Origin of the sequence: Streptomyces sp. NPDC050263 (genome assembly GCF_040655955.1) — a bacterium.
Classification (GTDB): domain Bacteria; phylum Actinomycetota; class Actinomycetes; order Streptomycetales; family Streptomycetaceae; genus Streptomyces.
Genome location: NZ_JBFAKW010000007.1, coordinates 121,709 through 146,824, shown reverse-complemented (window position 1 = coordinate 146,824; position 25,116 = coordinate 121,709). Strand labels below are relative to the sequence as shown.

23 protein-coding genes and 1 riboswitch are annotated in these 25,116 nt (G+C 70.0%); of the genes, 13 read left to right on the top strand and 10 right to left on the bottom strand.

Annotation, left to right across the window (positions count from 1 at the left end):
* Window positions 1-135: 135 nt before the first annotated feature.
* Together AB0J04_RS05300 and AB0J04_RS05295 are read right to left on the bottom strand one after the other, a co-directional pair.
* On the bottom strand, window positions 136-1,197 hold the full coding sequence (locus AB0J04_RS05300) for a family 2 encapsulin nanocompartment cargo protein polyprenyl transferase (protein WP_363167025.1): 1,062 nt from the start codon (window positions 1,195-1,197) through the stop codon (window positions 136-138).
* A gap of 56 nt (window positions 1,198-1,253) precedes the next feature.
* On the bottom strand, window positions 1,254-2,660 hold the full coding sequence (locus AB0J04_RS05295; RefSeq protein WP_363167014.1) for a family 2B encapsulin nanocompartment shell protein: 1,407 nt from the start codon (window positions 2,658-2,660) through the stop codon (window positions 1,254-1,256).
* Window positions 2,661-2,829: 169 nt separating this feature from the next.
* On the opposite strand from AB0J04_RS05295, the gene AB0J04_RS05290 reads away from it, so the two are divergent.
* The gene (locus AB0J04_RS05290) at window positions 2,830-3,717 is read left to right on the top strand and encodes a pyridoxal-phosphate dependent enzyme (protein ID WP_363167013.1); all 888 of its coding nucleotides are present in this window, start codon (window positions 2,830-2,832) and stop codon (window positions 3,715-3,717) included.
* Window positions 3,718-3,748: 31 nt separating this feature from the next.
* Here the strand turns inward: AB0J04_RS05290 and AB0J04_RS05285 are convergent, their stop codons facing one another.
* Window positions 3,749-5,344, bottom strand: a complete 1,596-nt coding sequence (locus AB0J04_RS05285) for a Na+/H+ antiporter (RefSeq protein ID WP_363167012.1) — start codon at window positions 5,342-5,344, stop codon at window positions 3,749-3,751.
* A gap of 60 nt (window positions 5,345-5,404) precedes the next feature.
* On the opposite strand from AB0J04_RS05285, the gene AB0J04_RS05280 reads away from it, so the two are divergent.
* From AB0J04_RS05280 to AB0J04_RS05270, 3 genes are all read left to right on the top strand, one after another.
* Window positions 5,405-5,665 carry a UBP-type zinc finger domain-containing protein gene (locus tag AB0J04_RS05280; protein WP_363167011.1) on the top strand — a complete coding sequence of 87 codons (261 nt, stop codon included), beginning with the start codon at window positions 5,405-5,407 and terminating at the stop codon, window positions 5,663-5,665.
* Window positions 5,666-5,972: 307 nt separating this feature from the next.
* Window positions 5,973-6,386, top strand: a complete 414-nt coding sequence (locus AB0J04_RS05275; RefSeq protein ID WP_020130755.1) for an anti-sigma regulatory factor — start codon at window positions 5,973-5,975, stop codon at window positions 6,384-6,386.
* Window positions 6,383-7,522, top strand: a complete 1,140-nt coding sequence (locus AB0J04_RS05270; RefSeq protein WP_363167010.1) for an RNA polymerase sigma factor SigF — start codon at window positions 6,383-6,385, stop codon at window positions 7,520-7,522. The genes AB0J04_RS05275 and AB0J04_RS05270 overlap by 4 nt, the downstream gene beginning before the upstream one ends.
* A 47-nt stretch (window positions 7,523-7,569) precedes the next feature.
* On the opposite strand, the gene AB0J04_RS05265 is transcribed toward AB0J04_RS05270, so the two are convergent.
* Window positions 7,570-8,010, bottom strand: a complete 441-nt coding sequence (locus AB0J04_RS05265; protein WP_363167009.1) for a hypothetical protein — start codon at window positions 8,008-8,010, stop codon at window positions 7,570-7,572.
* 148 nt (window positions 8,011-8,158) lie between these two features.
* On the opposite strand from AB0J04_RS05265, the gene AB0J04_RS05260 reads away from it, so the two are divergent.
* The gene (locus tag AB0J04_RS05260) at window positions 8,159-9,127 is read left to right on the top strand and encodes a diacylglycerol kinase family protein (protein ID WP_363167008.1); all 969 of its coding nucleotides are present in this window, start codon (window positions 8,159-8,161) and stop codon (window positions 9,125-9,127) included.
* A gap of 321 nt (window positions 9,128-9,448) precedes the next feature.
* Complete coding sequence (locus AB0J04_RS05255; protein WP_006380970.1) at window positions 9,449-9,706, top strand: WhiB family transcriptional regulator; 258 nt, start codon at window positions 9,449-9,451, stop codon at window positions 9,704-9,706.
* Between the two features lie 229 nt (window positions 9,707-9,935).
* Here AB0J04_RS05255 and AB0J04_RS05250 read toward each other — a convergent pair whose 3' ends face one another.
* Window positions 9,936-11,411 carry a PAS domain-containing sensor histidine kinase gene (locus tag AB0J04_RS05250; RefSeq protein ID WP_363167007.1) on the bottom strand — a complete coding sequence of 492 codons (1,476 nt, stop codon included), beginning with the start codon at window positions 11,409-11,411 and terminating at the stop codon, window positions 9,936-9,938.
* A 454-nt stretch (window positions 11,412-11,865) separates the two neighbouring features.
* Between AB0J04_RS05250 and nagB the strand changes: the two genes are divergently transcribed.
* Window positions 11,866-12,651, top strand: coding sequence for a glucosamine-6-phosphate deaminase (nagB, locus tag AB0J04_RS05245; protein WP_363167006.1), 786 nt, complete (start codon window positions 11,866-11,868; stop codon window positions 12,649-12,651).
* 171 nt (window positions 12,652-12,822) lie between these two features.
* Here the strand turns inward: nagB and AB0J04_RS05240 are convergent, their stop codons facing one another.
* The 4 genes from AB0J04_RS05240 to AB0J04_RS05225 form a co-directional block, all read right to left on the bottom strand.
* Entirely contained in the window at window positions 12,823-14,331 is a 1,509-nt protein-coding gene (locus tag AB0J04_RS05240) for a glycoside hydrolase family 3 protein (RefSeq protein ID WP_363167005.1), read from the bottom strand.
* Window positions 14,332-14,339: 8 nt separating this feature from the next.
* Window positions 14,340-15,179, bottom strand: a complete 840-nt coding sequence (locus AB0J04_RS05235; protein ID WP_363167004.1) for a carbohydrate ABC transporter permease — start codon at window positions 15,177-15,179, stop codon at window positions 14,340-14,342.
* On the bottom strand, window positions 15,176-16,156 hold the full coding sequence (locus tag AB0J04_RS05230) for a sugar ABC transporter permease (protein WP_363167003.1): 981 nt from the start codon (window positions 16,154-16,156) through the stop codon (window positions 15,176-15,178). The genes AB0J04_RS05235 and AB0J04_RS05230 overlap by 4 nt, the downstream gene beginning before the upstream one ends.
* A gap of 73 nt (window positions 16,157-16,229) precedes the next feature.
* Window positions 16,230-17,510 (bottom strand): extracellular solute-binding protein, encoded by a 1,281-nt coding sequence (locus AB0J04_RS05225; RefSeq protein WP_363167002.1) that lies wholly within the window; start codon window positions 17,508-17,510, stop codon window positions 16,230-16,232.
* 341 nt (window positions 17,511-17,851) lie between these two features.
* On the opposite strand from AB0J04_RS05225, the gene AB0J04_RS05220 reads away from it, so the two are divergent.
* The 6 genes from AB0J04_RS05220 to AB0J04_RS05195 all read left to right on the top strand — a co-directional run bounded on the left by AB0J04_RS05220 (window position 17,852) and on the right by AB0J04_RS05195 (window position 24,921).
* Window positions 17,852-18,616 (top strand): GntR family transcriptional regulator, encoded by a 765-nt coding sequence (locus AB0J04_RS05220; protein WP_363167001.1) that lies wholly within the window; start codon window positions 17,852-17,854, stop codon window positions 18,614-18,616.
* Between the two features lie 121 nt (window positions 18,617-18,737).
* Window positions 18,738-19,004 carry a DUF3311 domain-containing protein gene (locus AB0J04_RS05215; RefSeq protein WP_363167000.1) on the top strand — a complete coding sequence of 89 codons (267 nt, stop codon included), beginning with the start codon at window positions 18,738-18,740 and terminating at the stop codon, window positions 19,002-19,004.
* Entirely contained in the window at window positions 19,001-20,629 is a 1,629-nt protein-coding gene (gene mctP, locus AB0J04_RS05210; RefSeq protein WP_363166999.1) for a monocarboxylate uptake permease MctP, read from the top strand. Before AB0J04_RS05215 ends, mctP begins: the two co-directional genes overlap by 4 nt.
* 86 nt (window positions 20,630-20,715) lie before the next feature.
* Entirely contained in the window at window positions 20,716-21,216 is a 501-nt protein-coding gene (locus AB0J04_RS05205; RefSeq protein WP_363166998.1) for a GNAT family N-acetyltransferase, read from the top strand.
* Between the two features lie 77 nt (window positions 21,217-21,293).
* A riboswitch (cobalamin riboswitch) is annotated at window positions 21,294-21,383 on the top strand.
* Between the two features lie 143 nt (window positions 21,384-21,526).
* Window positions 21,527-23,896 (top strand): ribonucleoside-diphosphate reductase subunit alpha, encoded by a 2,370-nt coding sequence (locus tag AB0J04_RS05200; protein ID WP_363166997.1) that lies wholly within the window; start codon window positions 21,527-21,529, stop codon window positions 23,894-23,896.
* On the top strand, window positions 23,896-24,921 hold the full coding sequence (locus AB0J04_RS05195; protein ID WP_363166996.1) for a ribonucleotide-diphosphate reductase subunit beta: 1,026 nt from the start codon (window positions 23,896-23,898) through the stop codon (window positions 24,919-24,921). Before AB0J04_RS05200 ends, AB0J04_RS05195 begins: the two co-directional genes overlap by 1 nt.
* Here the strand turns inward: AB0J04_RS05195 and AB0J04_RS05190 are convergent.
* The gene (locus AB0J04_RS05190) at window positions 24,834-25,085 is read right to left on the bottom strand and encodes a hypothetical protein (RefSeq protein WP_363166995.1); all 252 of its coding nucleotides are present in this window, start codon (window positions 25,083-25,085) and stop codon (window positions 24,834-24,836) included. The two genes, AB0J04_RS05195 and AB0J04_RS05190, sit on opposite strands and share 88 nt — an antisense overlap.
* Window positions 25,086-25,116 lie beyond the last annotated feature (31 nt).

Below are 25,116 nucleotides of genomic sequence, written 5' to 3'. Positions count from 1 at the left end.
TCGCGACGCCCGGCACGCACTCTCGCCGCACCGGCCGAAAGCCCAAGTACGTCCAGTACGAGGACTTCCGGCCGGCACACCGAGAGCACGCACCGAACGCCGCTCCTTGACGGGCAAACGTTGCCTGCCGCGGCACTAGTTGCTGCGTCGGGTCACGAACTCCGCCAGGGAGAGCAGGCCGCCCGCCGATTCCGGGTCCGGGATCGCCCGGGACAGTTCGTGCATGGCGCGGGACATGCGGTCGGCCGCCTGTTCCTGGGCCCACTCGCGGCCGCCGGCCCGCTCCACGGCCAGCGTCGTGCGGTCCAGGTCGGCCGGTTCGTAGGGCGCCGCGTACAGCTCGGCCAGTTCCCCGGCCGCCGGGGTGCCGGAGGTCAGCGCGGCGACCACCGGCAGCGACTTCTTGCGGGCGGCGAGGTCCGCGCCGGCCGGTTTGCCGGTGTGCCGCGGGTCGCCCCATATCCCGATGACGTCGTCGATGAGCTGGAAGGCGAGCCCGGCCTCCCGGCCGAACGCGTCCAGCGCGTCCACGTCCTCCTCGGCCGCGCCGGCGTACAGCGCGCCCACCGCGCAGGCGCAGCCGAGCAGCGCGCCGGTCTTGGCCTCGGCCATGACGAGCACCTCGTCGAGGGTGATCCCGGCGGGGCCGCGCCGCTCCATGGCCGTGTCCGCCTGCTGGCCGGCGCAGAGTTCGACCACGCAGGCGGCGACCCGGCCGACGGCTTGCGCGGACGCGGGGTGCGGATCCCCGGCGAGCAGCCCGAGCGCGAGAGCCTGCAGGGCGTCCCCGGCGAGGATCGCGTCGGCGTCGCCGAACACCGTCCAGGCGGTGGGGCGGTGCCGGCGGGTGGTGTCCCGGTCCATCACGTCGTCGTGCAACAGCGTGAAGTTGTGGACCAGCTCGACCGCCGCGGCGGCCCGGACGGCCGCCGTACGGGCCGCCGGGCCGCCGAGCGCGGTGGCCGCTGCGAGCACGAGCGCCGGGCGGATCGCCTTGCCCGCGTTGCCCGCCGCAGGGGTGCCGTCGGCGTGTTCCCAGCCGAAGTGGTAGAGCGCGATGCGGCGCATCGAGCCGGGCAACGAGTCGATCGCCGCCCGCAGTTCGGGGTCGACCGACGCCCGGGACCGCTCCAGGATCGCCGCCGCCTCGTGCCCGTCGACCGGCCCCGGACCGCTGCCGCCGCCCTGACTCCTGATGGACCTCCGCCTTTCGCCCGCCCTGCCCCTGACTTGCGTCCGCCTGGTGGCGAAGGTCACCTCCAGCGGCCGATCTCGACGTTCTCCAGGACGCCCAGCGCGTCCGGCACGAGGACCGCGGCCGAGTAGTAGGCCGTGACCAGGTAGTTGATGACGGCCTGCTCGTTGATGCCCATGAACCGCACCGACAGGCTGGGCTCGATCTCGTCCGGGATGCCGGACTGGCGCAGGCCGATGACGCCCTGGTCCTGCTCGCCCAGACGCATCGCGATGATCGAGCTGGTGCGGGCCTCGGTGACCGGGATCTTGTTGCACGGGTAGATCGGCACCCCGCGCCAGGTGGGGATCCGGTTGCCGCCGACGTCGATCGTCTCGGGGACGAGCCCGCGCTTGTTCAGCTCACGGCCGATCGCGGAGATCGCGCGCGGGTGGGCGAGCAGCATCTTGGTGCCGCGCCGCCGGCACAGCAGTTCGTCCAGGTCGTCCGGGCTGGGCACGCCGTCGTGCGGCTGGATCCGCTGGTCGTACTCGCAGTTGTGCAGAAGCCCGAACTCCCGGTTGTTGACGAGCTCGTGCTCCTGGCGCTCCTTGAGCGCCTCGACCGTCAGCCGCAACTGCTGCTCGGTCTGGTTCATGGGCTTGTTGTAGAGGTCGGCCACGCGCGAGTGGATGCGCAGGACGGTCTGGGCGATGCTCAGTTCGTACTCGCGCGGCCGGGCGTCGTAGTCCACGAAGGTGTGCGGGATGTCCGGCTCGCCCGCGTGGCCCGCGGCGAGGTCGACTTCCTTCTCGCCGTACTTGTTGGTGCGCTGCTCGGGGATGGCGCGCAGCTGCCGGAGGTGCTCGCGCAGGGAGTCGGCGCGCTCGGCGACCATCTCGACGTCCTGCCTGGTCAGGATGAGCACCGTGCAGGCGGTGTCCGCGCGGGCCGTGTACTCCCAGATGGCGTCCGGGTCGAGCAGCGCCTGGTCGCCGAAGTAGGCGCCGTCGGCGAGGACGCCGAGCACCTGGTCGTCCCCGTAGGGGCCGCTGCCGACCTTCTCCACGCGGCCGTGCGCCAGCAGGTAGACCTCGTCGCTCTGGGCGCCGAAGGAGGCGATGACCTCGCCGGGTCCGAACTCCCGCTGCCGGCAACGCTGGGCGAGCTCCGCGAGCGCCTCCTCGTCCTCGTAGGAGCGCAGCGCGGGCAGTTCGCCCAGCTCGGCCGGGATGACCTCGACCCGGTCGCCGGTCTTGACGAACGTGATGCGGCCGTCGCCCACCGCGTACGTCAGACGCCTGTTCACCCGGTAAGTACCGCCCTGCACATCCACCCAGGGCAGAGTCCGCAGCAGCCAGCGGGAACTGATCTCCTGCATCTGCGGTGCGGACTTGGTCGTGGTGGCCAGGTTCCGCGCGGCTGCGGTGCCGAGACTCTGCTGCGGCTTGCCCGAATCCGTGCGGACCTCTTCGCCTACCGACATGAAAGTTGCCTCCCGAATCATGCACGGACGCCGAACTGCGCCGGTGCACTTCACGGGGGCAACCCTTCCATCACGGAGTGTGCTCGTGCTATTACCCGAACGAGCGGGAATGGATCACGCGGGGCTGGGAAGAGACACGTTTCCCCGAACGGTGTTCGACAATGTGGGCGTGACCGACCTGCGCCCCCGCCTCCCCTCCCCCCTCCAGGAAGCGGCCGACGACCGGTTCGGGCGGCACGGCGTGCGGCTGCTGCTGAAGCGGGACGACCTGATCCATCCGGAGCTGATCGGCAACAAGTGGCGCAAGCTCGCCCCCAACCTGGAACGGGCGGCGGGGCGGACGCTCCTCACCTTCGGCGGCGCCTACTCCAACCACCTGCGGGCCACGGCCGCCGCCGGCCGGCTCCTGGGGCTGCCCACCGTGGGCGTGGTGCGCGGCGACGAGCTGGCCGACCGGCCGCTCAACCCGTCCCTGGCCCGCTGCGCGGCCGACGGCATGCGCCTGCGTTTCGTGGACCGCTCGACGTACCGCCGCAAGACCGAGCCGGACGTGCTCGCCGGGCTGCTGGCCACGGCCGGCGCGGCGGACGCGTACGTCGTCCCCGAGGGCGGCAGCAACGCGGCGGCGGTCCGCGGCTGCCGGGCGCTCGGCGCGGAGCTGCGCGGCCACGCCGACGTGGTCGCCCTGGCCTGCGGCACCGGCGGCACGCTCGCGGGCCTGGCCGCCGGCCTCGCCCCCGGCCAGCGGGCGCTGGGCATCCCGGTCCTCAGGGGCGGCTTCCTGGGCGAGGAGATACTGGCGCTCCAGGAGGAGGCGTTCGGGGGCCGACGGGGCGAGTGGCGGCTCGACGAGCGCTTCCACTTCGGCGGGTACGCCCGTGTCACCCCCGAGCTGGAGGCCTTCGCGGCGGACTTCGAGCGACGCCACGACCTCCGCGTCGAACGTCTCTATGTCGCCAAGTCGCTCTACGCGCTTCTCACCCTGACCGAGGAGGGCGCCTTCCCGCCCGGCACCCGTCTCGCGGCCGTCGTGACGGGCTCGCCGTTCACCGCGTGAGCCTCGGCGAGTCCCACCGCACGAGCTCCGCTCACGTCGTCTCCCGGTAGGCGGCCGCCTCCTCCAGGTCCAGACGGCGCAGCAGGGTGCGGAGCATCTCGTCGTCGATGTAGCGGCCGTCGCGCAGCCGGACGAACATCTCGCGCTCGGCGCTGATCATCTCGCGTGAGAGACGGCGGTAGGTGTCGTCGACGGTCTCGCCGGTGACCGGGTTGACCTGGCCGAGGCGCTCCCAGACGGCGTTGCGGCGGCGCTCCAGGACGCTGTGCAGGCGGTCGGCGAGGGGTGGGGGCAGGGCGTTGCGCTCGTCGGCGAGGAGGGCGTCCAGGCGCTCCTCGGCGACCCGGGAGGCCTGGGCCTGGGCGTTGGCCTCGGCGAGGGTCGCGGCCTGCGGGTCGGGCTCGGGGAACTTCAGCAGCCGGATCAGCGGCGGCAGGGTCAGGCCCTGCACCACCAGGGTGCCGATGACCGTCGTGAAGGTGAGGAAGAGGATGAGGTTGCGCTGCGGGAAGGGCGCTTCGCCGTCGTCCACGGTGAGCGGGATGGAGAAGGCGATGGCGAGCGAGACCACGCCCCGCATGCCGGCCCAGCCGATCACGATGGGCCCCCGCCAGGTCGGATCCTCCTCCCGTGCACGCACGCGTGCCGACAGCCGGGGCAGGAAGGTCGCTGGGTACACCCAAAGGAAACGCGCCGCGACGACGACGAGGAAGAGGGCGACGGCGTACCAGGCGGCCTCGAGTCCCTCGTAGTCGCCGAGGCCTCTCAGGACGACCTGGAGCTGGAGGCCGATCAGCGCGAAGACCGCCGACTCCAGGACGAAGGCGACCATCTTCCACACCGCCTCCTCCTGGAGGCGGGTCGCGAAGTCGACCTCCCACGCGCGGTGGCCGAGATACAGCGCGACGACGACCACGGCCAGCACGCCGGAGGCGTGGAACTGCTCGGCGGCCGCGTACGCGACGAACGGGATCAGCAGGGACAGCGTGTTCTGGAGCAGCGGCTCCTTGAGGTGGGTGCGCAGCCAGTGCAGGGGCGCCATGAGGATCAGCCCGGCGGCGACCCCGCCGACCGCCGCCACCAGGAACTCCTCGATGCCGCCGGCCCAGGACGCGCCCTCGCCCACGACCACCGCGAGGGCCACCTTGTAGGCGGTGATCGCGGTGGCGTCGTTCATCAGGGACTCGCCCTGGAGGATCGTGGTGATCCGGGAGGGCAGGCCGACCCGGCGGGCCACCGCCGTGGCCGCGACCGCGTCCGGCGGCGCCACCACCGCGCCCAGCACCAGCGCCGCCGTCAGCGGCAGCCCGGGGACGAGCAGGTAGGCGGCCCAGCCGACGGCCAAGGTCGCGAAGAGCACGTAGCCGACCGACAGCAGGGCCACCGGCCGCAGCTGGGCCCGCAGGTCGAGGTAGGAGCTGTCGGTGGCGGACGTGTAGAGCAGCGGCGGCAGCAGGAGCGGCAGGACGACGTCCGGGTCCAGGGTGTAGTCCGGGACCCCGGGCACGTACGACACGACCAGGCCGACCGCCACCAGCAGCAGCGGCGCGGGCACCGGCGTGCGTCGGGCGGCGGCCGCGATCGCGGCGCTGCCGGCCACCAGCAACAGCAGTGGCATCACATCCATGTCTCCCCCGCCCTCGTTTTTCCGCGCGATCGTCCGCACGCCCGTCGTAATCTGGCAATCATGAAACAGTGCACGCACGCCGACGCGCTGCCCGACCCCGAACCCGTCCCGCTGGGCGAGACGTGTCCGGAGTGCCTGCGGGACGGCACGCATCCGGTGCAACTGCGGCTGTGCCTGACGTGCGGCCACGTCGGCTGCTGCGACTCCTCGCCGAGCCGGCACGCCACGGAGCACCACAAGGATTCCGGTCATCCGGTGATGCGGACCTTCGAGCCCGGGGAGGCCTGGCGCTGGTGCTTCGTCGACCACGTCCTGGTTTGACCGTGCTCGCGTGAACTTCTGAGGTGGTGCGACCGTTGAACTCATGAGACGCCCCGGCCGTCCGGCGGGTACGGTTCGACCATCTGACGCCTGGGTACGTCAACCCGGCGCGCCCTCTTCCCATTTGGGTCCACAGACCTCTAGACACGGAGCGTGTTCACAGCTTTACTGTGAGTGACGCCCAGGGGGTTGGGGTCCCGGGGACAGGAAACTTGAGAGCGCGATAGCGTCACCGCTGCACCACACACGCGTTACCCCGGGGGGCGACCCTCGGCCCCGAAAAGCTTGTACCACCTTGGAGGTGAGGGTGTCCCAGATCGCAGGCGAGCCCGCGACCCAGGACTTCGTGGAAGTCCGGCTGCCGGCTGCGGGTGCCTACCTGTCGGTGCTGCGGACGGCCACGGCCGGCCTCGCGGCCCGTTTGGACTTCACCCTGGACGAGATCGAGGACCTGCGCATCGCAGTGGACGAGGCCTGCGCGATCCTGCTCCAGCAGGCCGTGCCCGGCTCGGTACTCAGTTGCGTGTTCCGACTCGTCGACGACTCGCTCGAGGTCACCGTCTCGGCGCCGACCACGGACGGCCACGCCCCCTCGCGTGACACCTTCGCCTGGACCGTCCTGTCCGCCCTCGCGGGCAAGGTGTCCTCCGCCGTCGACGAGGACAAGACCGTGACGATCAGCCTCTACAAACAACGCGGCGCGGGACCCGGGCCGGCGTGAGGAACGGGGACGGGCCGGTGCGGGACGAAGAGCGCGGCACACGGGAGCTGCCGGCCGAGAACGCCGAGATTCCAGCCTCTCCGGACGGTTCCCGACGTATGGCGGACGGTGTCGACGGCATCCCCGAGCAGGCCCGGCCGCATCCGGAGGACGACTCGGCCTCCGTGCGGACGGAGCTGCCGGAAGGTGCCGTGCAGGGCTCGCTTCAGGAGAGGCGCAACGGGGGCTCGCCCCCGGGCCGAGCAGAGGCGAGAGCTCGACAGAGGGCGACGGGCGGGACGATGAGCGAGCACGAGCGAGACGGCGAACAGAGCGTGCCGGGCACGCAGCACGAGCCACCACCTCCACCGGCGCCCCCGGCGCACCCGCCGCACCCCGCACCGGGGGACCGCAGCGGGGCACGGGCGATGTTCGTCGAGCTGCGCGGACTGAAGGACGGCAGTCCCGAGTACGCGGAGATGCGCAACCAGCTGGTCCGGATGCATCTGCCGCTGGTCGAGCATCTCGCGCGCCGCTTCCGCAACCGCGGCGAGCCGCTGGACGACCTCACCCAGGTCGCCACCATCGGCCTGATCAAGTCGGTCGACCGCTTCGACCCGGAGCGGGGCGTGGAGTTCTCCACGTACGCGACCCCGACGGTCGTCGGCGAGATCAAGCGGCACTTCCGTGACAAGGGCTGGGCGGTGCGGGTGCCGCGCAGACTCCAGGAGCTGCGGCTGGCGCTGACCACGGCGACGGCCGAGCTGTCCCAGCAGCACGGCCGCTCCCCCACGGTCCACGAGCTCGCCGAGAAGCTGGCGATCTCGGAGGAGGAGGTCCTGGAGGGCCTGGAGTCCGCCAACGCGTACTCCACGCTGTCCCTGGACGTCCCCGACACCGACGACGAGTCCCCCGCGGTCGCCGACACCCTCGGCGCGGAGGACGAAGCGCTGGAGGGCGTCGAGTACCGGGAGTCGCTCAAGCCGCTCCTGGAGGATCTCCCGCCGCGCGAGAAGCGGATCCTGCTGCTGCGGTTCTTCGGCAACATGACCCAGTCGCAGATCGCGCAGGAGGTCGGCATCTCGCAGATGCACGTCTCCCGGCTGCTGGCGCGCACGCTGGCCCAGCTGCGGGAGAAGCTCCTCGTCGAGGAGTAGCCGAGGAGCAGCCACGGCACAGCCGAGAAGTCGTCGGGGAGCGGCGCTCACTCCGATGTGCGGCCGGGCCCCCGGATCCCGAGGGCCCGCGTCGTCTCACCGTTGACGAGCAGCACGAGCGAGGCGATGGCCACGGCCGCGAGCGCGATGCCCGCCGGGATCGCCATGCTGTCGGCCTGCAGCAGGTTGTAGGCCACCGGCAGCGCCATGATCTGCGTGATGACGGCGGGCCCCCGGCTCCAGCCGCGCAGTCCCAGCAGCCCACGGGCGGCGAGCAGCGGCAGCAGCGCGAGCACGAGGAGCGTGATCCCGCCGGTGACGGCCTGCTGACGGTCGTCCGGGTCACCGGTGATCCCCAGGACGAGCATCCACACCCCGCCGACGACCAGCGTCAGCCCTTCCAGGGCGACGAGCGCGGCGGCGTACGTCAGCCGGCGCGGGCGGGGTTCTGCGGTTTCCGGGGCGGCGGGGGTCTGCTCACTGCTCACCTCTGAAGGGTAGCCCGCACCCGCCGCCGGACCTCGGGCCGCCCGGGCGCGGGGGCACGGCGCTCGTGTCGAGGCTCACTCCGTGATGTCTTACCCGATCCCCACCTCGGCCTGTGCCCGGTACCACCCAGTAGGTACGCTGCAACTCATGCGTGCTCTTCTCGTGGTCAATCCGGCGGCAACCACTACGAGTGCACGGACGCGCGACGTCCTCATCCACGCGCTCGCGAGTGAGATGAAGCTCGAGGCGGTCACGACCGAGTACCGCGGTCATGCACGTGACCTGGGCCGACAGGCCGCGGAGAGCGGAAACGTCGACCTGGTGGTCGCCCTCGGCGGCGACGGCACGGTGAACGAGGTCGTCAACGGTCTTCTGCACGCCGGCCCGGATCCGGACAAGCTGCCCGGCCTCGCGGTGGTCCCCGGCGGTTCCACCAACGTCTTCGCGCGCGCCCTGGGTCTGCCCAACGACCCGGTGGAGGCGACCGGCGCCCTGCTGGACGCGCTGCGTGAGAACGGCGAGCGCACGGTCGGCCTCGGTCTGGCCTCGGGCACGCCCGGCACGGAGGACGAGGCGGTGCCGTCGCGCTGGTTCACCTTCAACGCCGGGCTCGGTTTCGACGCCGGGGTGGTGGGCCGGGTGGAGCAGCAGCGGGAGCGCGGCAGAAAATCCACACACGCTCTTTACCTCCGCCAGGCCGTCCGTCAACTGTTGGGCGAATCACAGCGCCGGCACGGGTCGATCACCCTGGAGCGGGCGGGTGCGGAGCCGGTGACCGATTTGGTGTTGTCCATAGTCTGCAACACGGCTCCGTGGACCTATCTGGGCAATCGCCCGGTGTACGCGTCGCCTAAGGCCTCGTTCGATACGGGGCTCGACGTACTCGGTCTCAGCCGTCTGTCCACTGTCGCAGTTGCCCGATATGGCACCCAGATGCTCACTTCGTCCCCCGAACGGGGACCGCACGGCAGGCATGCCGTCTCACTGCACGACCTGGACCAGTTCACCTTGCATTCGAAGGTCCCGTTGCCCCTCCAGATGGACGGCGACCACCTCGGGCTGCGAACCAGCGTGACGTTCACAGGCGTACGCCGTGCACTGCGTGTGATTGTGTGAGCAGAAAGGGCTGAAGTCCTTTCACTCGAACGTTTAGGCCAGGATCCACCCCATGGAAGTACGGCTGTGACCTAGTCGACACCGAGGAATCAAAAAAAACTTTCCGGTAGGGGTTGTATCCGCCGCTGAGGTTTGCGAGTCTCTACGTGGCGATCGGGACAGCCCGCAACACCGGCATCCACTGATCACCGGAACCCCTCTTCAAACACACAGGACCACGCCAGTCATGCTGGCGGGTTGGCCCTTCACTTGTTGAGGGATTCGTGAAAGCGTTCACATTCACAAGCAACCTGCACGTAATACCAAGGAGAGGTAGCAGCCATGGACTGGCGTCACAACGCCGTTTGCCGCGAGGAAGACCCCGAGCTCTTCTTCCCCATCGGCAACACCGGTCCTGCGCTGCTGCAGATCGAGGAAGCCAAGGCCGTCTGCCGTCGCTGCCCGGTTATGGAGCAGTGTCTGCAGTGGGCGCTCGAGTCCGGCCAGGACTCCGGCGTCTGGGGTGGTCTCAGCGAGGACGAGCGCCGTGCCATGAAGCGTCGCGCCGCCCGCAACCGGGCCCGTCAGGCCACCGCCTGACAACACCCGCCCCACAAGCCTGAGCTTGGCGGCGCGTACAGCGAGTACGCATCTCCCGCCCCCGAGCCGCAGCGCGCAGTACCCCCGATGCGCAGCACAAGCTGGCAACGAGCATTCGAGCCCCGGACCCTGAACGGTCCGGGGCTTCTTGCTGTGCCCAAGTGGCCTTACCCAGGTCTTACTTCTGGCCTCTGCTGCCGGCTCCGCTGCTGAGGTCTGCTTCTGGGCGCTACTTCTGCGAGCGCACCGGGATGTCCAGGATCACCTGTGTGCCGCGTTCCGGCGCCGGGACCATGTCGAAAGTGCCGCCCAACTCGCCCTCCACCAGGGTCCGGACGATCTGGAGGCCGAGGTTGCCGGAGGTGTGCGGGTCGAAGCCCTCGGGGAGGCCGACGCCGTCGTCCTGGACGGTGACGAGGAGGCGGGCCTCCTTCGTGCCGCCGCCGCGGACCGCGGAGACCTCGACGGTGCCGGTCTCGCCCTCGCGGAAGCCGTGCTCCAGGGCGTTCTGGAGGATCTCGGTGAGGACCATGGACAGCGGGGTGGCGACCTCGGCGTCCAGGATGCCGAAGCGTCCGGTGCGCCGGCCGGCGACCTTGCCCGGGGAGATCTCGGCCACCATCGCCAGCACCCGGTCGGCGATCTCGTCGAACTCCACCCGCTCGTCCAGGTTCTGGGACAGCGTCTCGTGCACGATGGCGATCGAGCCGACCCGGCGCACGGCCTCTTCGAGGGCCTCACGGCCGCGCTCGGACTCGATGCGGCGGGCCTGGAGGCGGAGCAGGGCCGCCACCGTCTGGAGGTTGTTCTTCACCCGGTGGTGGATCTCCCGGATGGTCGCGTCCTTGGTGATCAACTCGCGCTCGCGACGGCGCAGTTCGGTGACGTCACGGAGCAGGACGAGCGCGCCGATGCGGGTGCCCTTGGGCTTGAGCGGGATCGCCCGGAACTGGATGACCCCGTCCTTGGCCTCGATCTCGAACTCGCGGGGCGCCCAGCCGCTGGCGACCTTGGCGAGCGCCTCGTCCACCGGACCCCGGGTCGGGGCGAGTTCGGCGGTGGTCAGGCCGAGGTGCTGGCCGACCAGGTCGGAGGCGAGGCCCATCCGGTGGTAGGCGGACAGCGCGTTCGGGGAGGCGTACTGGACGATGCCGTCGCCGTCGACCCGGATCAGGCCGTCGCCGACGCGCGGGGCGGCGTCCATGTCCATCTGCTGGTTGGGGAACGGGAAGGAGCCGGCCGCGATCATCTGCGCGAGGTCGGAGGCGCTCTGGAGGTAGGTGAGTTCCAGGCGGCTCGGGGTGCGCACGGTGAGCAGGTTGGTGTTGCGGGCGATGACGCCGAGGACGCGACCCTCACGCCGTACGGGGATCGACTCGACCCGGACGGGGACCTCCTCGCGCCACTCCGGGTCGCCCTCGCGGACGATCCGGCCCTCGTCCAGGGCGGCGTCCAGCAGCGGGCGGCGGCCGCGCGGGACGAGGTGGCCGACCATGTCGTCCTGGTAGGAGGTGGGGCCCGTGTTGGGGCGCATCTGGGCGACGGAGACATAGCGGGTGCCGTCGCGGGTGGGGACCCACAGGACCAGGTCGGCGAAGGACAGGTCGGAGAGCAGCTGCCACTCCGAGACCAGCAGGTGGAGCCACTCGAGGTCGGAGTCGTCGAGTGCGGTGTGCTGGCGTACGAGTTCGTTCATGGAGGGCACGTCTGCGAGCGTACCTGTGGGTTTGTCGGGGGCCTAAATGCGCCGAGTGGCGCGCGATCGACCCAGGGGCCCGGGAAGAGGCCCGGAAACACCCGCGGGCCGCGGCGCCTGAGAGGGACCCTCAGCCCTCCCGGCACCGCAGCCCGGAGCAATACGGCCAAGCGGGGTGTGCGGTCCCACCGGCCGAAGGTGAGGAGCCGGGGCAGTCAGGGCAGAGAGCTCCGGGTCCTCGATCCGCCTTCCTGTGCGGGGAAGACGGAGGTTCTTGTGCTGTTTCCGCACCATCCATTGTGGACTAGACCACTAGAGGTGTCCATGCCCTACCGTCCACAACGCAGCCTAGCCTGTGGGGGTTCCTCCACGGAGTGAGATACGAGGGGCAATTTCGGGGAGCCCTGCTAGATTGGTCTAAACCACATACGGATACGCAGCGATACGAGAACGGCAGGCCAGCGTGGAAGTTGTCATCGTTCCGGACGCCCGGTCGGGCGGCGAGCTCATCGCCGAGGCCATGGCACAGCTCCTGCGGCGCAAGCCGGACGCTCTGCTCGGCGTGGCCACCGGCTCCACCCCGCTGCCCATCTACGAGGCGCTCGCCGCCAAGGCGCGCGCCGGCGCGGTGGACACCGCGCGGGCGCGGATCGCCCAGCTCGACGAATACGTGGGACTGCCCGCCGAGCACCCCGAGTCCTACCGCTCGGTGCTGCTGCGCGAGGTGCTGCGGCCGCTGGGCATCGGCCTGGAGGCGTTCCTCGGGCCGGACGGCACGGCCGAGGACGTGCAGGGGGCTTGCGAGGCGTACGACCGAGCGCTCGGCGAGGCCGGCGGGGTCGACCTCCAGTTGCTCGGGATCGGCACCGACGGGCACATCGGGTTCAACGAACCGTGCTCGTCGCTGGCCTCGCGCACCCGGATCAAGACGCTGACCGAGCAGACCCGCGTCGACAACGCGCGCTTCTTCGACGGCGACATCGAGCAGGTCCCGCACCACGTCATCACGCAGGGGATCGGCACGATCCTGGAGGCGCGGCACCTGGTGCTGCTCGCGACGGGCGAGGGCAAGGCGGACGCGGTCGCAGCGACCGTCGAAGGGCCCGTCGCCGCGGTCTGCCCGGCCTCGGCGCTGCAGTTGCACCCGCATGCGACGGTTGTCGTCGACGAAGGGGCGGCGTCGAAGCTGAAGTTGGCGGACTACTTCCGCCACACCTTCGCCAACAAGCCCGGCTGGCAGGGGATCTAGTGCCGGTGCGTCGGGGCTGGTCGCCCAACCGACGACAACGCGGCCGGGGGTCCCCCCTCTGGGGGAGCGTGCCACACCCCGCGTCTGCGGCATGATCGGCCGGACAGGGCCTGGGTGAGACAGGGTGCCGATTCCTTCGAGGAATCGGCACCCTGTCCTGAAGTAACAGCCTTACGCGCCCGCGATGACCTCCGCCGCCGCGCGGCCGCAGACCCTGGCCGCGCCGTGGGTGGCGATGTGCAGGACGCCTCGGGGTGGGGCCTGGGGGACGCCCATCTCCACGACGACCGTGTCCGGGCGGGCCGTGAGGACGGTGTCGAGGGCGGTCGCCATCCAGGGGTGGCGGTGCTCGTCGCGGACCACCACGACGATGCGCCGCTCCCCCGCCGCGACCAGCGCCGCGTGCCCGGCGTCCACGCCCGCGAAGCTGCCCGTCTCCGTCCCCGGCAGCAGTCGCAGCAGCTCCGCGGCCACACCCCACGGGGTCTCGTCCCCGACGGCGAAGTTCGCGACCGGGGTGAACGCGGCGACGAACGGGGCTTCGGAGAGCGGCGTGAAGACGTCGCCGCCGGTGAGGCGGAGGGCTCGGCGGGCGGCGACCAGGCCGATGTCGGCGCGTCCGGCGTGCGCGGCGCCTTCAGGCGTGTGAGCGGCGCCGGTCTTGGCCTCCGTCGCCGCCCAGCGGGCCAGCGCGCGCACCCGCTCCGCCGCGTCCGCCAGGCGTTGTTCGGGCAGTTCGCCGGTGCGGACGGCCGTGATCAGGGCGTCGCGCAGACGGCGTACGGTCTCGTCGTCCGCGAGGCCGCCGCCCACGCAGATGGCGTCGGCGCCGGCGGCGATCGCGAGGACGCTGCCGCGCTCGATGCCGTAGGTCGCGGCCACGGCCTGCATCTCCATGCCGTCGGTGACGATCAGGCCGTCGTAGCCGAGTTCCTCGCGCAGGAGGGTGGTGAGGATGCGGGGGGACAACGTTGCCGGTCGGGCGGGGTCCAGGGCGGGGACCAGGATGTGCGCGGTCATGACGGCGCGGCTGCCGGCGGCGATGGCCGCGCGGAACGGGGTCAGTTCCCGGTCCGCGAGGACCGCCGGGTCGGCGTCGATGCGCGGGAGCGCGTGGTGGGAGTCGACCGCCGTGTCGCCGTGGCCCGGGAAGTGCTTCGTGCAGGCCGCGACGCCCGCGGACTGCAGGCCCGTGACGTAGGCGGCGGTGTGCCGGGCGACCAGGTCGGGGTCGGGGCCGAAGGAGCGGACGCCGATGACCGGGTTAGCGGGGTTGGAGTTGACGTCCGCGGACGGGGCCCAGTTGAGGTTGACCCCGCACTCGGCGAGGCGGCGGCCCAGTTCGGCGGCGACCTCCAGGGTGAGGGAGACGTCGTCGACCGCGCCCAGCGCGTGGTTGCCGGGGAAGCTGGAGCCGGTGCGCACCTCCAGGCGCGTGACGTCTCCGCCCTCCTCGTCGATCGCGACCAGGACGTCGCCGCGTTCGGCGCGCAACTGGGCGGTCAGGGCGGCGAGTTGTTCGGGTGAGGCGATGTTCCTGCCGAACAGCCCCACCGACGCCAGGCCCTCGCCGAGCCGGCGCAGCAGCCAGTCGGGGGCGGTGGTGCCGGGGAAACCGGGTTGCAGGACCGTCAGGGCGTCGCGGGTGAGCGTGTCGGTGCCGCTGGCGAAAGTCGTCATCGGGGGCGTTATCCCTTCACGGCGCCCGCGGTCAGCCCCGCGGCCATCTTGCGCTGGACGAGGAGGAAGAGGGCGACGATCGGTAGGGCCATCATCGTGGCGCCGGCCATCATCGGGGCGTACTCGGTGCCGTGCTTGGTGGTGAAGTTGCCGAGCCACACGGTCGCGGTCTGGTTCTTCTGGCTGAGCAGCATCAGGGCGTAGAGGTACTCGTTCCAGGCCTGGATGAAGCCGTAGACCGAGGTGGCGACCATGCCGGGGGCGAGGAGGGGGAAGACGACGCGGACGAAGGCGCCGGTGCGGGAGCAGCCGTCGACCATCGCGGCCTCCTCCAGCTCCTTGGGGATGTTGACGATGAAGCCGCGCAGCGTCCACACCGTGAAGGGGAGGATGAAGGTCAGGTACGTGATGATCAGGCCGCTGAGTTTGTCGTACTGGCCCAGGTCGTTGAGCAGCAGGAAGACCGGGATGATCATGGCGACGAGCGGGACCATCTGGACGGCCAGGATGCCGACGATCACGACCTTGCGGCCGCGGAAGGCGAACCGGGAGATGGCGAGGGCCGCCAGCATGCCGACGACGACTCCGATCACGACGACCGCCAGGGAGACGATCAGGCTGCGGCCCACCGGGCCCCAGAAGTCGGCGATGTTCAGCGCACGGCTGAAGTTGGAGAGCGTGAAGCCGGTCGGCAGCAGGCTCGGGTCCGGGTCGATGGCGTCCTTGGCCGGCTTGAACGCCGTGTTGAGCATCCAGTAGACGGGGAAGCCGACGACGAGGAAGACCAGCAGACCGAGGAGGTTCCAGCCGAGTTTCGACCGCCGCGGAGCGGAAACCGTGCTGCTCATTCGACCTCTCCGATCTTCAGCATCTGACGCATGTAGACGGCGACCACCCCGAGCAGCAGCAGCACGGTGATCAGGGCGATCGCCGAGCCCTGTCCGTAGTCGTTGACGACGAACGCGCGGTCGTAGGAGTACGTCGTCAGGAGCTGGAACTCGGGCTCCGGATGCCCGTTGCGCATCACGAAGACCTGCGGGAACACGCCCATGTCCCAGATGACCGACAGGGTCGTGAGCATCACGATGATCGGCTTGAGGATGGGCAGGGTGACGTACCGGAAGACGCCCCAGGAGCCCGCGCCGTCGAGGCGGGCGGCCTCCTCCAGTTCGGCGGGGACCTGGGTGAGGCCGGCGCTGAGGGTGATGACCACGAAGGGGACCGCGCCCCAGATCACCAGCAGCATGATGACGGCCAGGCCCTGCGGTCCGCTCGCGAACCAGTTGTGGCCGATCAGCTCGACGCCGGGCAGCTTGCTCAGAACCGCGTTGAGGATGCCGTAGTCGGAGTCGAACAGCCACTTGAAGACGGTGGTGGCGACGATGACGGGCATCCCCCAGCTGGCCACCAGCGCGATGTTGACCAGGGTCTTCACCCAGCCGGAGACCCGCTGGAGCAGCAGGGCGATCATCATGCCGAGGACCATCGTGAGGATCACGCAGCCCGCCGCGAAGACGATCGTGCGGACGACGACCTGCCAGAACTCGCCGTCGCCCAGCACGCCCGCGAAGTTGTCGAACCCGACCGACTCGGCCGGCTGGAAGCCCCAGAGCTGGGACTGCCCGAACTTCTGGAAGGAGAGGGTGACCAGCCGGACCAGCGGATAGCCCATCACCAGGGCGAGGACCAGCAGACAGGGGGCGAGGAGCAGCCAGGGAGTGCCGGCGGAAGAACGTTTCGCCCGTGGTCTTCCCGGCGGTGCGGGCGGTGGGGGTGACGGCCGCGTCGGCGGCACCTTGGCAGGGGTGGTCGTGTCGGCACTCATCCGCGCGCTCCTCAGCGGTCCCTCGGTCGTACGAGTGGCAGGGCCCCGGAGGTGTCGGGGCCCCGCCGTCAGGTCACTTGGTGTTGATGACCTTGTCGATCGCGGCGTCCGCTTCCTTCGCGGCGGCCTCGACCGTCTGCTTGCCGGTGCCGATGCTCTGGAGCATGTTCTGCAGCACCTGGGCCTTCTCGACCTGTCCCCAGCCGGGGGCCATCGGGACGAACCAGTTGGACTCGGCGGCGGTGGCCGGGACGGCGGTCGCCGGGTCGTTCTTGAGGGTCGCGAGGTCGGTCTTGTTGTTGGGCAGGTTGCCCTTGGCGATCAGGCCCTTCTGGCCGGAGGGGCCGGTGAAGGCGTTGATCCACTCGGCGGCCAGGTCCTGCGCCTTGGACTTCACCGGGACGGCGAGGTCGGAGCCGCCCAGGAAGACCGGGAGGTTCTTGCCGGACGGGCCGGGCATGACGAAGTTCTCGACGTTGCCGGCGAGCTTGCCGGTCTTGTCGTTCTCCTTCGCCGCAGCGGTCGCGCCCTCCCAGGCCGGGGCGAAGATCATGCCTGACTTGCCCTGGCCGTAGACGATGTAACGGTCGGACTCGTCCTTGGTCTTGTCGCCGTGCATGTACTTGTCGACGACGTTCTTGAAGTCGGTGAGGCCCTTGACGGACTCGGCCGAGGACAGGTTGCCCTTCCACTGGCCGCCGTCCTCCTTGGCGATGGAGCCGCCGGCGTCGTAGACGAAGGACATGGCCGCGTACCAGTCGCGAGTGGGCTGGTACCAGGCGGAGAACTTGTCGCCCTCCTTCTTCTGGACCTTGTCCAGGGCGGCGGTGAGCTCCGCGTAGGTCTTCGGCGTGGCGGTGACGCCGGCCGCGGCGAAGACGTCCTTGCGCCAGTTGGCGACGCGGCCGCCGGCGTAGTACGGCACGCCGTAGGTCTTGCCGTCGTAGGTGACCGAGTCCTTGAGTCCGTCCAGCCAGGCGGAGGAGTTGTCGAACTTCGAGGCGTCGAGGGAGGCGAACGCGCCCTTGACCATGTAACCGAGCATCTCGGTGTTGCCCATCTCGACCACGTCGGGGGCCTTGTCGGTGGCGAGAACCGCGTCGAGCTTGGCGTTCTTGTCCGGCCAGCCGTAGTACTCGTGGGTGATCTTGACGCCGGGGTGCGCCTTCACCACCGCCGCGTCGGCCGCCTTCACCAGCTCGGGCCAGTTGTTCTGCGCGTCGACGGTCAGCCAGACGGTCAGCTCCTTCGCGTCGGAGCCCTTCGAGTCACCGCTGCCGCCGTCGTCCCCGCACGCCGCGATGGACACCATCATGCCCGCGATACCGATCGCGGCTATCAGCTTGCGCTTCACGCCACCCTCCTCAGGGATGCCCACACCTCCCGCTCATAAGCCGGGACCTGGACCAATGGTGTAGACCAGTGCGCAGAGCTTGGCTGAGACCAATACGGCTGTCAAGGGTGGTCGAAACGGCTTTGACCAGCCGTTATGGGACCTACATATGCAGGAACCTTTAAGTAAGAAGCCGTCGAAAACATCGACCCCGGACGGCGCGGCTCCGGTAGACCACTTATCTTGGTGGACTAGACCAAAAGTGACGGCGACGGTATACAGAAGGGATCACGGAGTGTGCGGGCCTCCCGATAGGCTGCCGTGCCACGATGTGACCGCATCCGCAGCCGGGAAGGCAGGCCATGAGCACCGACGTCAGCAGTGCGGAGAACGAGGGTGGGGCGACCGTCCGTACCGCGCGTGTGCCCAAGTACTACCGTCTCAAGAAGCACCTGCTGGACATGACGGAGACCCAGTCCCCGGGCACCCCGGTCCCGCCCGAGCGCACGCTGGCGGCCGAGTTCGACACCTCGCGCACGACCGTCCGGCAGGCCCTCCAGGAACTGGTCGTCGAGGGCCGGCTGGAACGCATCCAGGGCAAGGGCACCTTCGTCGCCAAGCCGAAGGTCTCCCAGGCGCTCCAGCTCACCTCGTACACCGAGGACATGCGCGCCCAGGGCCTGGAACCGACCTCGCAGCTGCTGGACATCGGCTACATCACCGCCGACGACCGCCTCGCCGGGCTGCTCGACATCGCGGCAGGCGGGCGCGTGCTGCGCATCGAGCGGCTGCGCATGGCCAACGGCGAGCCGATGGCGATCGAGACGACCCATCTGTCGGCGAAGCGTTTCCCCGCCCTGCGCAGGTCGCTGGCCAAGTACACGTCCCTGTACACCGCGCTCGCCGAGGTCTACGACGTCCATCTCGCCGAGGCCGAGGAGACCATAGAGACCTCCCTGGCCACCCCCCGCGAGGCCGGTCTGCTCGGCACCGACGTGGGCCTGCCGATGCTGATGCTCTCCCGCCACTCGCTGGACAAGGACGGCCAGCCGGTGGAGTGGGTGCGGTCGGTGTACCGGGGCGACCGGTACAAGTTCGTGGCGCGCCTGAAGCGGCCCGCCGAGTGAGGATCTTGTAGTCGTACGCGGTCGTCTACGGACGCGGTCTTCCGCTGCGCTTATTCGTCCCTTACATTGCCTGCGCATTACAACGGTGATCAAGGCGATCAGCGAGGGGATGGAGCCGCCGATGTCAGATGCCCCGGAAGTGCCGAAGGAGCCGGTGGTGACGCCTGTGCGCGTCGTCATCGCCCTGTGCCTGCTCGCGCCGTTCGTGGCGATGCTGTGGGTGGGTTCGTACGCCAAGGTGGATCCCGCGTTCATCGGGATCCCCTTCTTCTACTGGTACCAGATGCTGTGGGTACTGGTGTCCACGGTGCTCACGGTGATCGCGTACAAGCTGTGGCAGCTCGACCAGCGCGGCCGTAAGCCCCAGGGCGGCGGTGCGTCGGAGTGAACGACGGCGTGAACGGCGTGGCGCTCGCCGTCTTCATCTTCTTCTTCCTGGCCGTCACGGCCATGGGCTTCCTGGCCGCGCGCTGGCGCAAGGCCGAGAACGAGCACAGCCTCGACGAATGGGGCCTGGGCGGCCGGTCGTTCGGCACCTGGGTCACCTGGTTCCTGCTCGGCGGCGACCTCTACACCGCGTACACCTTCGTCGCCGTCCCGGCGGCGATCTACGCGGCGGGCGCGGCCGGCTTCTTCGCGGTGCCGTACACGATCCTCGTCTACCCGCTGATCTTCACGTTCCTGCCCCGCCTGTGGTCGGTCTCGCACAAGCACGGCTATGTGACGACGTCCGACTTCGTGCGCGGCCGCTGGGGCTCGAAGGGCCTGTCGCTGGCGGTCGCCCTCACCGGCATCCTGGCAACGATGCCATACATCGCGCTGCAGCTCGTGGGCATCCAGGCGGTACTCGACGTGATGGGCGTCGGCGGCGGCGAGAACACCAACTGGTTCGTGAAGGACCTGCCGCTGCTGATCGCGTTCGGCGTGCTGGCCGCCTACACCTACTCCTCGGGTCTGCGGGCCCCCGCGCTGATCGCGTTCGTGAAGGACACGCTGATCTACATCGTCATCGCGGTGGCGATCATCTACATCCCGATCAAGCTCGGCGGTTTCGACGACATCTTCGCCAAGGCGGGCGAGGCGTTCAGCCAGACCAACCCGGCGACGGGCAAGCCGCGCGGCGCGCTGGCTCCGGGCGAACCCGGCCAGTGGACGTACGCGACGCTGGCGTTGGGCTCGGCTCTGGCGCTGTTCATGTACCCGCACTCGATCACGGCGACGCTGTCCTCACGCAGCCGTGAGGTGATCCGCCGCAACACCACGATCCTGCCGCTGTACTCCCTGATGCTGGGCCTGCTCGCGCTGCTCGGCTTCATGGCGATCGCGGCCGGGGTCAAGGTCAGCAACGGGCAGCTGGCCATCCCGCAGCTGTTCGAGGACATGTTCCCGGCCTGGTTCGCGGGCGTGGCGTTCGCGGCGATCGGCATCGGCGCGCTCGTGCCGGCGGCCATCATGTCGATCGCTGCCGCGAATCTCTTCACGCGCAACATCTACAAGGACTTCATCAAGCCGGACGCGACGCCCGCGCAGGAGACCAAGGTCTCCAAGCTGGTCTCGCTCCTGGTGAAGGTGGGGGCCCTGGTCTTCGTCCTCACCATGGACAAGACGGTCGCCATCAACTTCCAGCTGCTGGGCGGCATCTGGATCCTCCAGACCTTCCCGGCCCTGGTCGGCGGCCTCTTCACCCGCTGGTTCCACCGCTGGGCCCTGCTGGCCGGCTGGGCGGTCGGCATGGTCTACGGCACGGTCGCCGCGTACGGCGTCGCCTCCCCGACCCAGAAGCACTTCGGCGGCTCGTCGAAGGAGATCCCGGGCATCGGCGAGATCGGCTACATCGGCCTGACGGCGTTCGTCCTGAACATCGCCGTCACGGTGGTCCTGACCTTCGTCCTGAAGGCGCTCAAGGCCCCGGAGGGCGTCGACGAGACCAGGCCGGAGGACTACACGGCGGACGCAGGCGACCCGGGCGTCCAGAAGGAACTGCCCCCGGCGACGGCGAACGCCGGTCACTGACCCGAGCACCGGGCGAAGCGCACGACGACGGGCCGCCGGAGAAGTCCGGCGGCCCGTCGTCGTGCGCGTGTTGCACACTGCCCGGCGTGGACATCCTCATCCGGCCGGTGCGACCCACCGAGCACGACGCCCTCGGCGACCTCACGGCCCGCGCCTACCTCGACGACGGGCTGCTCGACTTCGGCGAGAGCGACGAGTACTTCCGCGAGCTGAGGGACGTCGCGAAACGCGCGGCCGCCGCCGAGGTGCTGGTCGCCGTGGAGGGTGACGCGGTCCTCGGCGGAGTGACCTTCGTCCCCTCGGGAGGTCCGATGGCCGACATCTCGCGCCCCGGCGAGATACGGATGCTGGCGGTCGGGCGCGAGGCACGCGGCCGGGGCGCCGGCGAGGCCCTCGTGCGGGCCTGCCTCGACCGGGCGCGGGCGGCGGAGGGCTGCACGGCCGTCGTCCTGTCGACCCAGCGCACCATGGCGGCCGCCCACCGCATCTACGAACGCCTCGGTTTCGTCCGCACACCCGAGCGGGACTGGAAGCCCCTCCCGCAGCCGGCCGACATCACTCTCCTCGCCTACAAGTTGACGCTCTGAAACCGGCGCGACACAACATCTGGGGGTGACACGACAGCCGGGCACAAGATGTATGCTCATGCTCGCTGTCGCCGCAGGGGAATCCGGTGCGAATCCGGAACTGTCCCGCAACGGTGTACACGCGTGTGTATCCACCCGTATACGCACGCCTGTTCAGTCCGAGGTCCTGCCGACAGCGCGCCCGGCCGTCCCGGTCCGGGTGCCCTGACGTCCGGGCCTCGCGGAGTGGGCCGGTGGACGCGACGCCCCGTGCGCTCGTGTGCCGCCCTGCCCTCCGCCGGGCCCCCTGCCGAGCGAGGGAGAGCCTCACGTGACCATCGCGCCAGCCGACCCGGTTTCAGTCTTCGAGCTGGAGACCGACGGTCCCGGGAACGCGTTGCTGCGGACCCTGACCGAGCTGACCGCCGACCTGCCCGACGCCGCCCCCGGCCGGGTCGCCGCCGCCGCCCTGCGCGGCCGGTCCTCGCGGGCCGACGAGGCGGAGCTGCGCGAACTGGCGACGGAGGCGGCCGCCGGCCTGATCTCCGAGGACCCCGCCTACTCGAAGCTGGCCGCCCGGCTGCTGACCGTCAGCATCGCCGCCGAGGCCGCCTCCCAGGGCGTCGCGTCGTTCACCGCCTCGGTCTCCGTCGGCCACCGCGAGGGTCTGATCGCGGACCGCACCGCCGAGTTCGTGCGCGTGCACGCGGCCCGCCTCGACGCGCTGATCGACACGGCCGCCGACGACCGCTTCGGCTACTTCGGGCTGCGCACCCTGCACAGCCGCTACCTCCTGCGGCACCCGATCACCCGCAAGGTCGTCGAGACGCCCCAGCACTTCCTGCTGCGCGTCGCCTCCGGCCTCGCCGAGGACGACAGCACGCGTGCGGTGGACGAGGTCGCCGCGCTGTACGGCCTGATGAGCCGCCTGGACTACCTCCCGTCCTCCCCCACGCTCTTCAACTCCGGCACCCGGCACCCCCAGATGTCGTCCTGCTACCTCCTCGACTCCCCGCTGGACGAACTGGACTCCATCTACGACCGCTACCACCAGGTCGCCCGGCTCTCGAAGCACGCCGGCGGCATCGGGCTGTCGTACTCCCGGATCCGCAGCCGCGGTTCGCTGATCCGCGGCACCAACGGGCACTCCAACGGCATCGTGCCGTTCCTGAAGACCCTGGACGCCTCGGTCGCCGCCGTGAACCAGGGCGGCCGGCGCAAGGGCGCGGCCGCGGTCTACCTGGAGACCTGGCACTCGGACATCGAGGAGTTCCTGGAGCTGCGGGACAACACCGGTGAGGACGCCCGCCGTACGCACAACCTGAACCTCGCGCACTGGATCCCGGACGAGTTCATGCGCCGCGTCAACGCCGACGGGCAGTGGTCGCTGTTCTCCCCGGCCGACGTGCCCGAGCTGGTCGACCTGTGGGGCGAGGAGTTCGACGCGGCCTACCGCAAGGCCGAGGCGGCGGGCCTCGCCAAGAAGACCATCCCGGCGCGTGACCTGTACGGCCGCATGATGCGCACTCTCGCGCAGACCGGCAACGGCTGGATGACCTTCAAGGACGCCGCCAACCGCACCGCCAACCAGACGGCCGAGCCGGGTCACGTCGTGCACTCCTCCAACCTCTGCACGGAGATCCTGGAGGTCACCGACGACGGCGAGACGGCCGTCTGCAACCTGGGCTCGGTGAACCTCGGCGCGTTCGTCGACCCGGCGGCCGAAGGCGGGGACGGCATCGACTGGGAGCGGCTGGACGAGGCCGTCCGCACCGCCGTCACCTTCCTCGACCGGGTCGTCGACATCAACTTCTACCCGACCGAGCAGGCGGGCCGTTCCAACGCCCGCTGGCGTCCGGTCGGTCTGGGGGCGATGGGCCTCCAGGACGTCTTCTTCAAGCTGCGGCTGCCGTTCGACTCCGCCGAGGCCAAGGCCCTGTCCACGCGGATCGCCGAGCGCGTCATGCTGGCCGCGTACGAGGCCTCCGCCGACCTGGCCGAGCGCAGCGGCCCGCTGCCCGCCTGGGACAAGACCCGGACCGCCCGCGGTGTGCTGCACCCCGACCACTACGGCGTCGAGTTCACCTGGCCGGAGCGCTGGGCCGCCCTGCGCGGGCGGATCGCGGCGACCGGCCTGCGCAACTCGCTGCTGCTGGCCATCGCGCCGACCGCCACCATCGCGTCCATCGCGGGCGTGTACGAGTGCATCGAGCCGCAGGTGTCCAACCTGTTCAAGCGCGAGACGCTGTCCGGTGAGTTCCTCCAGGTCAACTCGTACCTGGTGAACGACCTGAAGGAGCTCGGCGTCTGGGACGCCCGCACCCGTGAGGCGCTGCGCGAGTCCAACGGCTCGGTGCAGGAGTTCGCCTGGATCCCGGCCGAGGTCCGCGACCTGTACCGCACAGCGTGGGAGATCCCGCAGCGCGGCCTGATCGACATGGCCGCCGCCCGCACCCCGTACCTGGACCAGGCGCAGTCGCTGAACCTGTTCCTGGAGACGCCGACCATCGGCAAGCTCTCCTCGATGTACGCGTACGCCTGGAAGTCGGGCCTGAAGACGACGTACTACCTGCGCTCGCGCCCGGCGACCCGCATCGCCCGCGCCGCCCAGGCGCAGACCCCGATCCCCGTACAGACGACCCCCGAAGACGCGGTCGCCTGCTCTCTTGAGAACCCCGAGTCCTGCGAGGCCTGCCAGTAATGTCCACCGCCCCCGAAAAGACCGAGAAGAACCTTCTCGACCCGGGCTTCGAGCTGACGCTGCGCCCGATGCGCTACCCGGACTTCTACGAGCGCTACCGGGACGCCATCAAGAACACCTGGACCGTGGAGGAGGTGGACCTCCACTCGGACGTGACCGACCTCGCGAAGCTGTCCGAGGGCGAGCAGCACATGATCGGCCGGCTGGTCGCGTTCTTCGCGACGGGCGACTCGATCGTGGCGAACAACCTCGTGCTGACGCTGTACAAGCACATCAACTCGCCCGAGGCGCGCCTGTATCTCTCGAGGCAGCTGTTCGAGGAGGCCGTCCACGTCCAGTTCTATCTGACGCTGCTGGACACCTACCTCCCCGACCCGGAGGACCGGGCGGCGGCGTTCGACGCGGTGGAGAACATCCCGTCGATCCGCGAGAAGGCAGAGTTCTGCTTCAAGTGGATCAACGAGGTCGAGAAGCTGGACAGCCTGCAGACCCAGGCCGACCGCCGCCGCTTCCTGCTCAACCTGATCTGCTTCGCCGCGTGCATCGAGGGCCTGTTCTTCTACGGCGCGTTCGCGTACGTCTACTGGTTCCGCAGCCGGGGCCTGCTGCACGGCCTGGCGACCGGCACCAACTGGGTGTTCCGCGACGAGACGATGCACATGAGCTTCGCCTTCGAGGTCGTCGACACGGTCCGCAAGGAGGAGCCGGAGCTCTTCGACGACCAGCTCCGGCAGGAGGTCACCGACATGCTGCGGGAGGCCGTCGAGGCCGAGCTGCAGTTCGCCCGTGACCTGTGCGGCGACGGCCTCCCGGGGATGAACACCGACTCCATGCGGCAGTACCTGGAGTGCGTCGCCGACCAGCGTCTGGCGCGGCTCGGCTTCGCTCCGGTGTACGGCTCGGAGAACCCGTTCTCCTTCATGGAGCTCCAGGGCGTTCAGGAGCTGACCAACTTCTTCGAGCGTCGTCCGTCGGCGTACCAGGTCGCGGTGGAGGGCACCGTGGACCTGGACGAGGACTTCTGATCCTCCTGGGTCTCCCGGCTCTCGCGGTTCTCCTGAGCCTCCCTGATCTGCCGGTCGGCGCGCCTGTCGCGCACGATGCCGAGCACGGACGGGAGGATCAGGAGAACCATGATCCCGAGGACCATGAGCATTCCGATCAGGCCTTCTGTCTGGTTCGTGTTCATGGACACCACTGTCCTGCCTGAGACTCCTGAC

Coding starts and splice junctions, on each gene's coding strand:
- AB0J04_RS05295 (WP_363167014.1), bottom strand. CDS start 2,660: ATGTCGGTAGGCGAAGAGGTCCGCACGGATTCGGGCAAGCCGCAGCAG.
- AB0J04_RS05285 (WP_363167012.1), bottom strand. CDS start 5,344: ATGGATGTGATGCCACTGCTGTTGCTGGTGGCCGGCAGCGCCGCGATC.
- AB0J04_RS05280 (WP_363167011.1), top strand. CDS start 5,405: ATGAAACAGTGCACGCACGCCGACGCGCTGCCCGACCCCGAACCCGTC.
- AB0J04_RS05260 (WP_363167008.1), top strand. CDS start 8,159: ATGCGTGCTCTTCTCGTGGTCAATCCGGCGGCAACCACTACGAGTGCA.
- AB0J04_RS05255 (WP_006380970.1), top strand. CDS start 9,449: ATGGACTGGCGTCACAACGCCGTTTGCCGCGAGGAAGACCCCGAGCTC.
- AB0J04_RS05240 (WP_363167005.1), bottom strand. CDS start 14,331: ATGACGACTTTCGCCAGCGGCACCGACACGCTCACCCGCGACGCCCTG.
- AB0J04_RS05235 (WP_363167004.1), bottom strand. CDS start 15,179: ATGAGCAGCACGGTTTCCGCTCCGCGGCGGTCGAAACTCGGCTGGAAC.
- AB0J04_RS05230 (WP_363167003.1), bottom strand. CDS start 16,156: ATGAGTGCCGACACGACCACCCCTGCCAAGGTGCCGCCGACGCGGCCG.
- AB0J04_RS05220 (WP_363167001.1), top strand. CDS start 17,852: ATGAGCACCGACGTCAGCAGTGCGGAGAACGAGGGTGGGGCGACCGTC.
- AB0J04_RS05215 (WP_363167000.1), top strand. CDS start 18,738: ATGTCAGATGCCCCGGAAGTGCCGAAGGAGCCGGTGGTGACGCCTGTG.
- AB0J04_RS05195 (WP_363166996.1), top strand. CDS start 23,896: ATGTCCACCGCCCCCGAAAAGACCGAGAAGAACCTTCTCGACCCGGGC.
- AB0J04_RS05190 (WP_363166995.1), bottom strand. CDS start 25,085: ATGAACACGAACCAGACAGAAGGCCTGATCGGAATGCTCATGGTCCTC.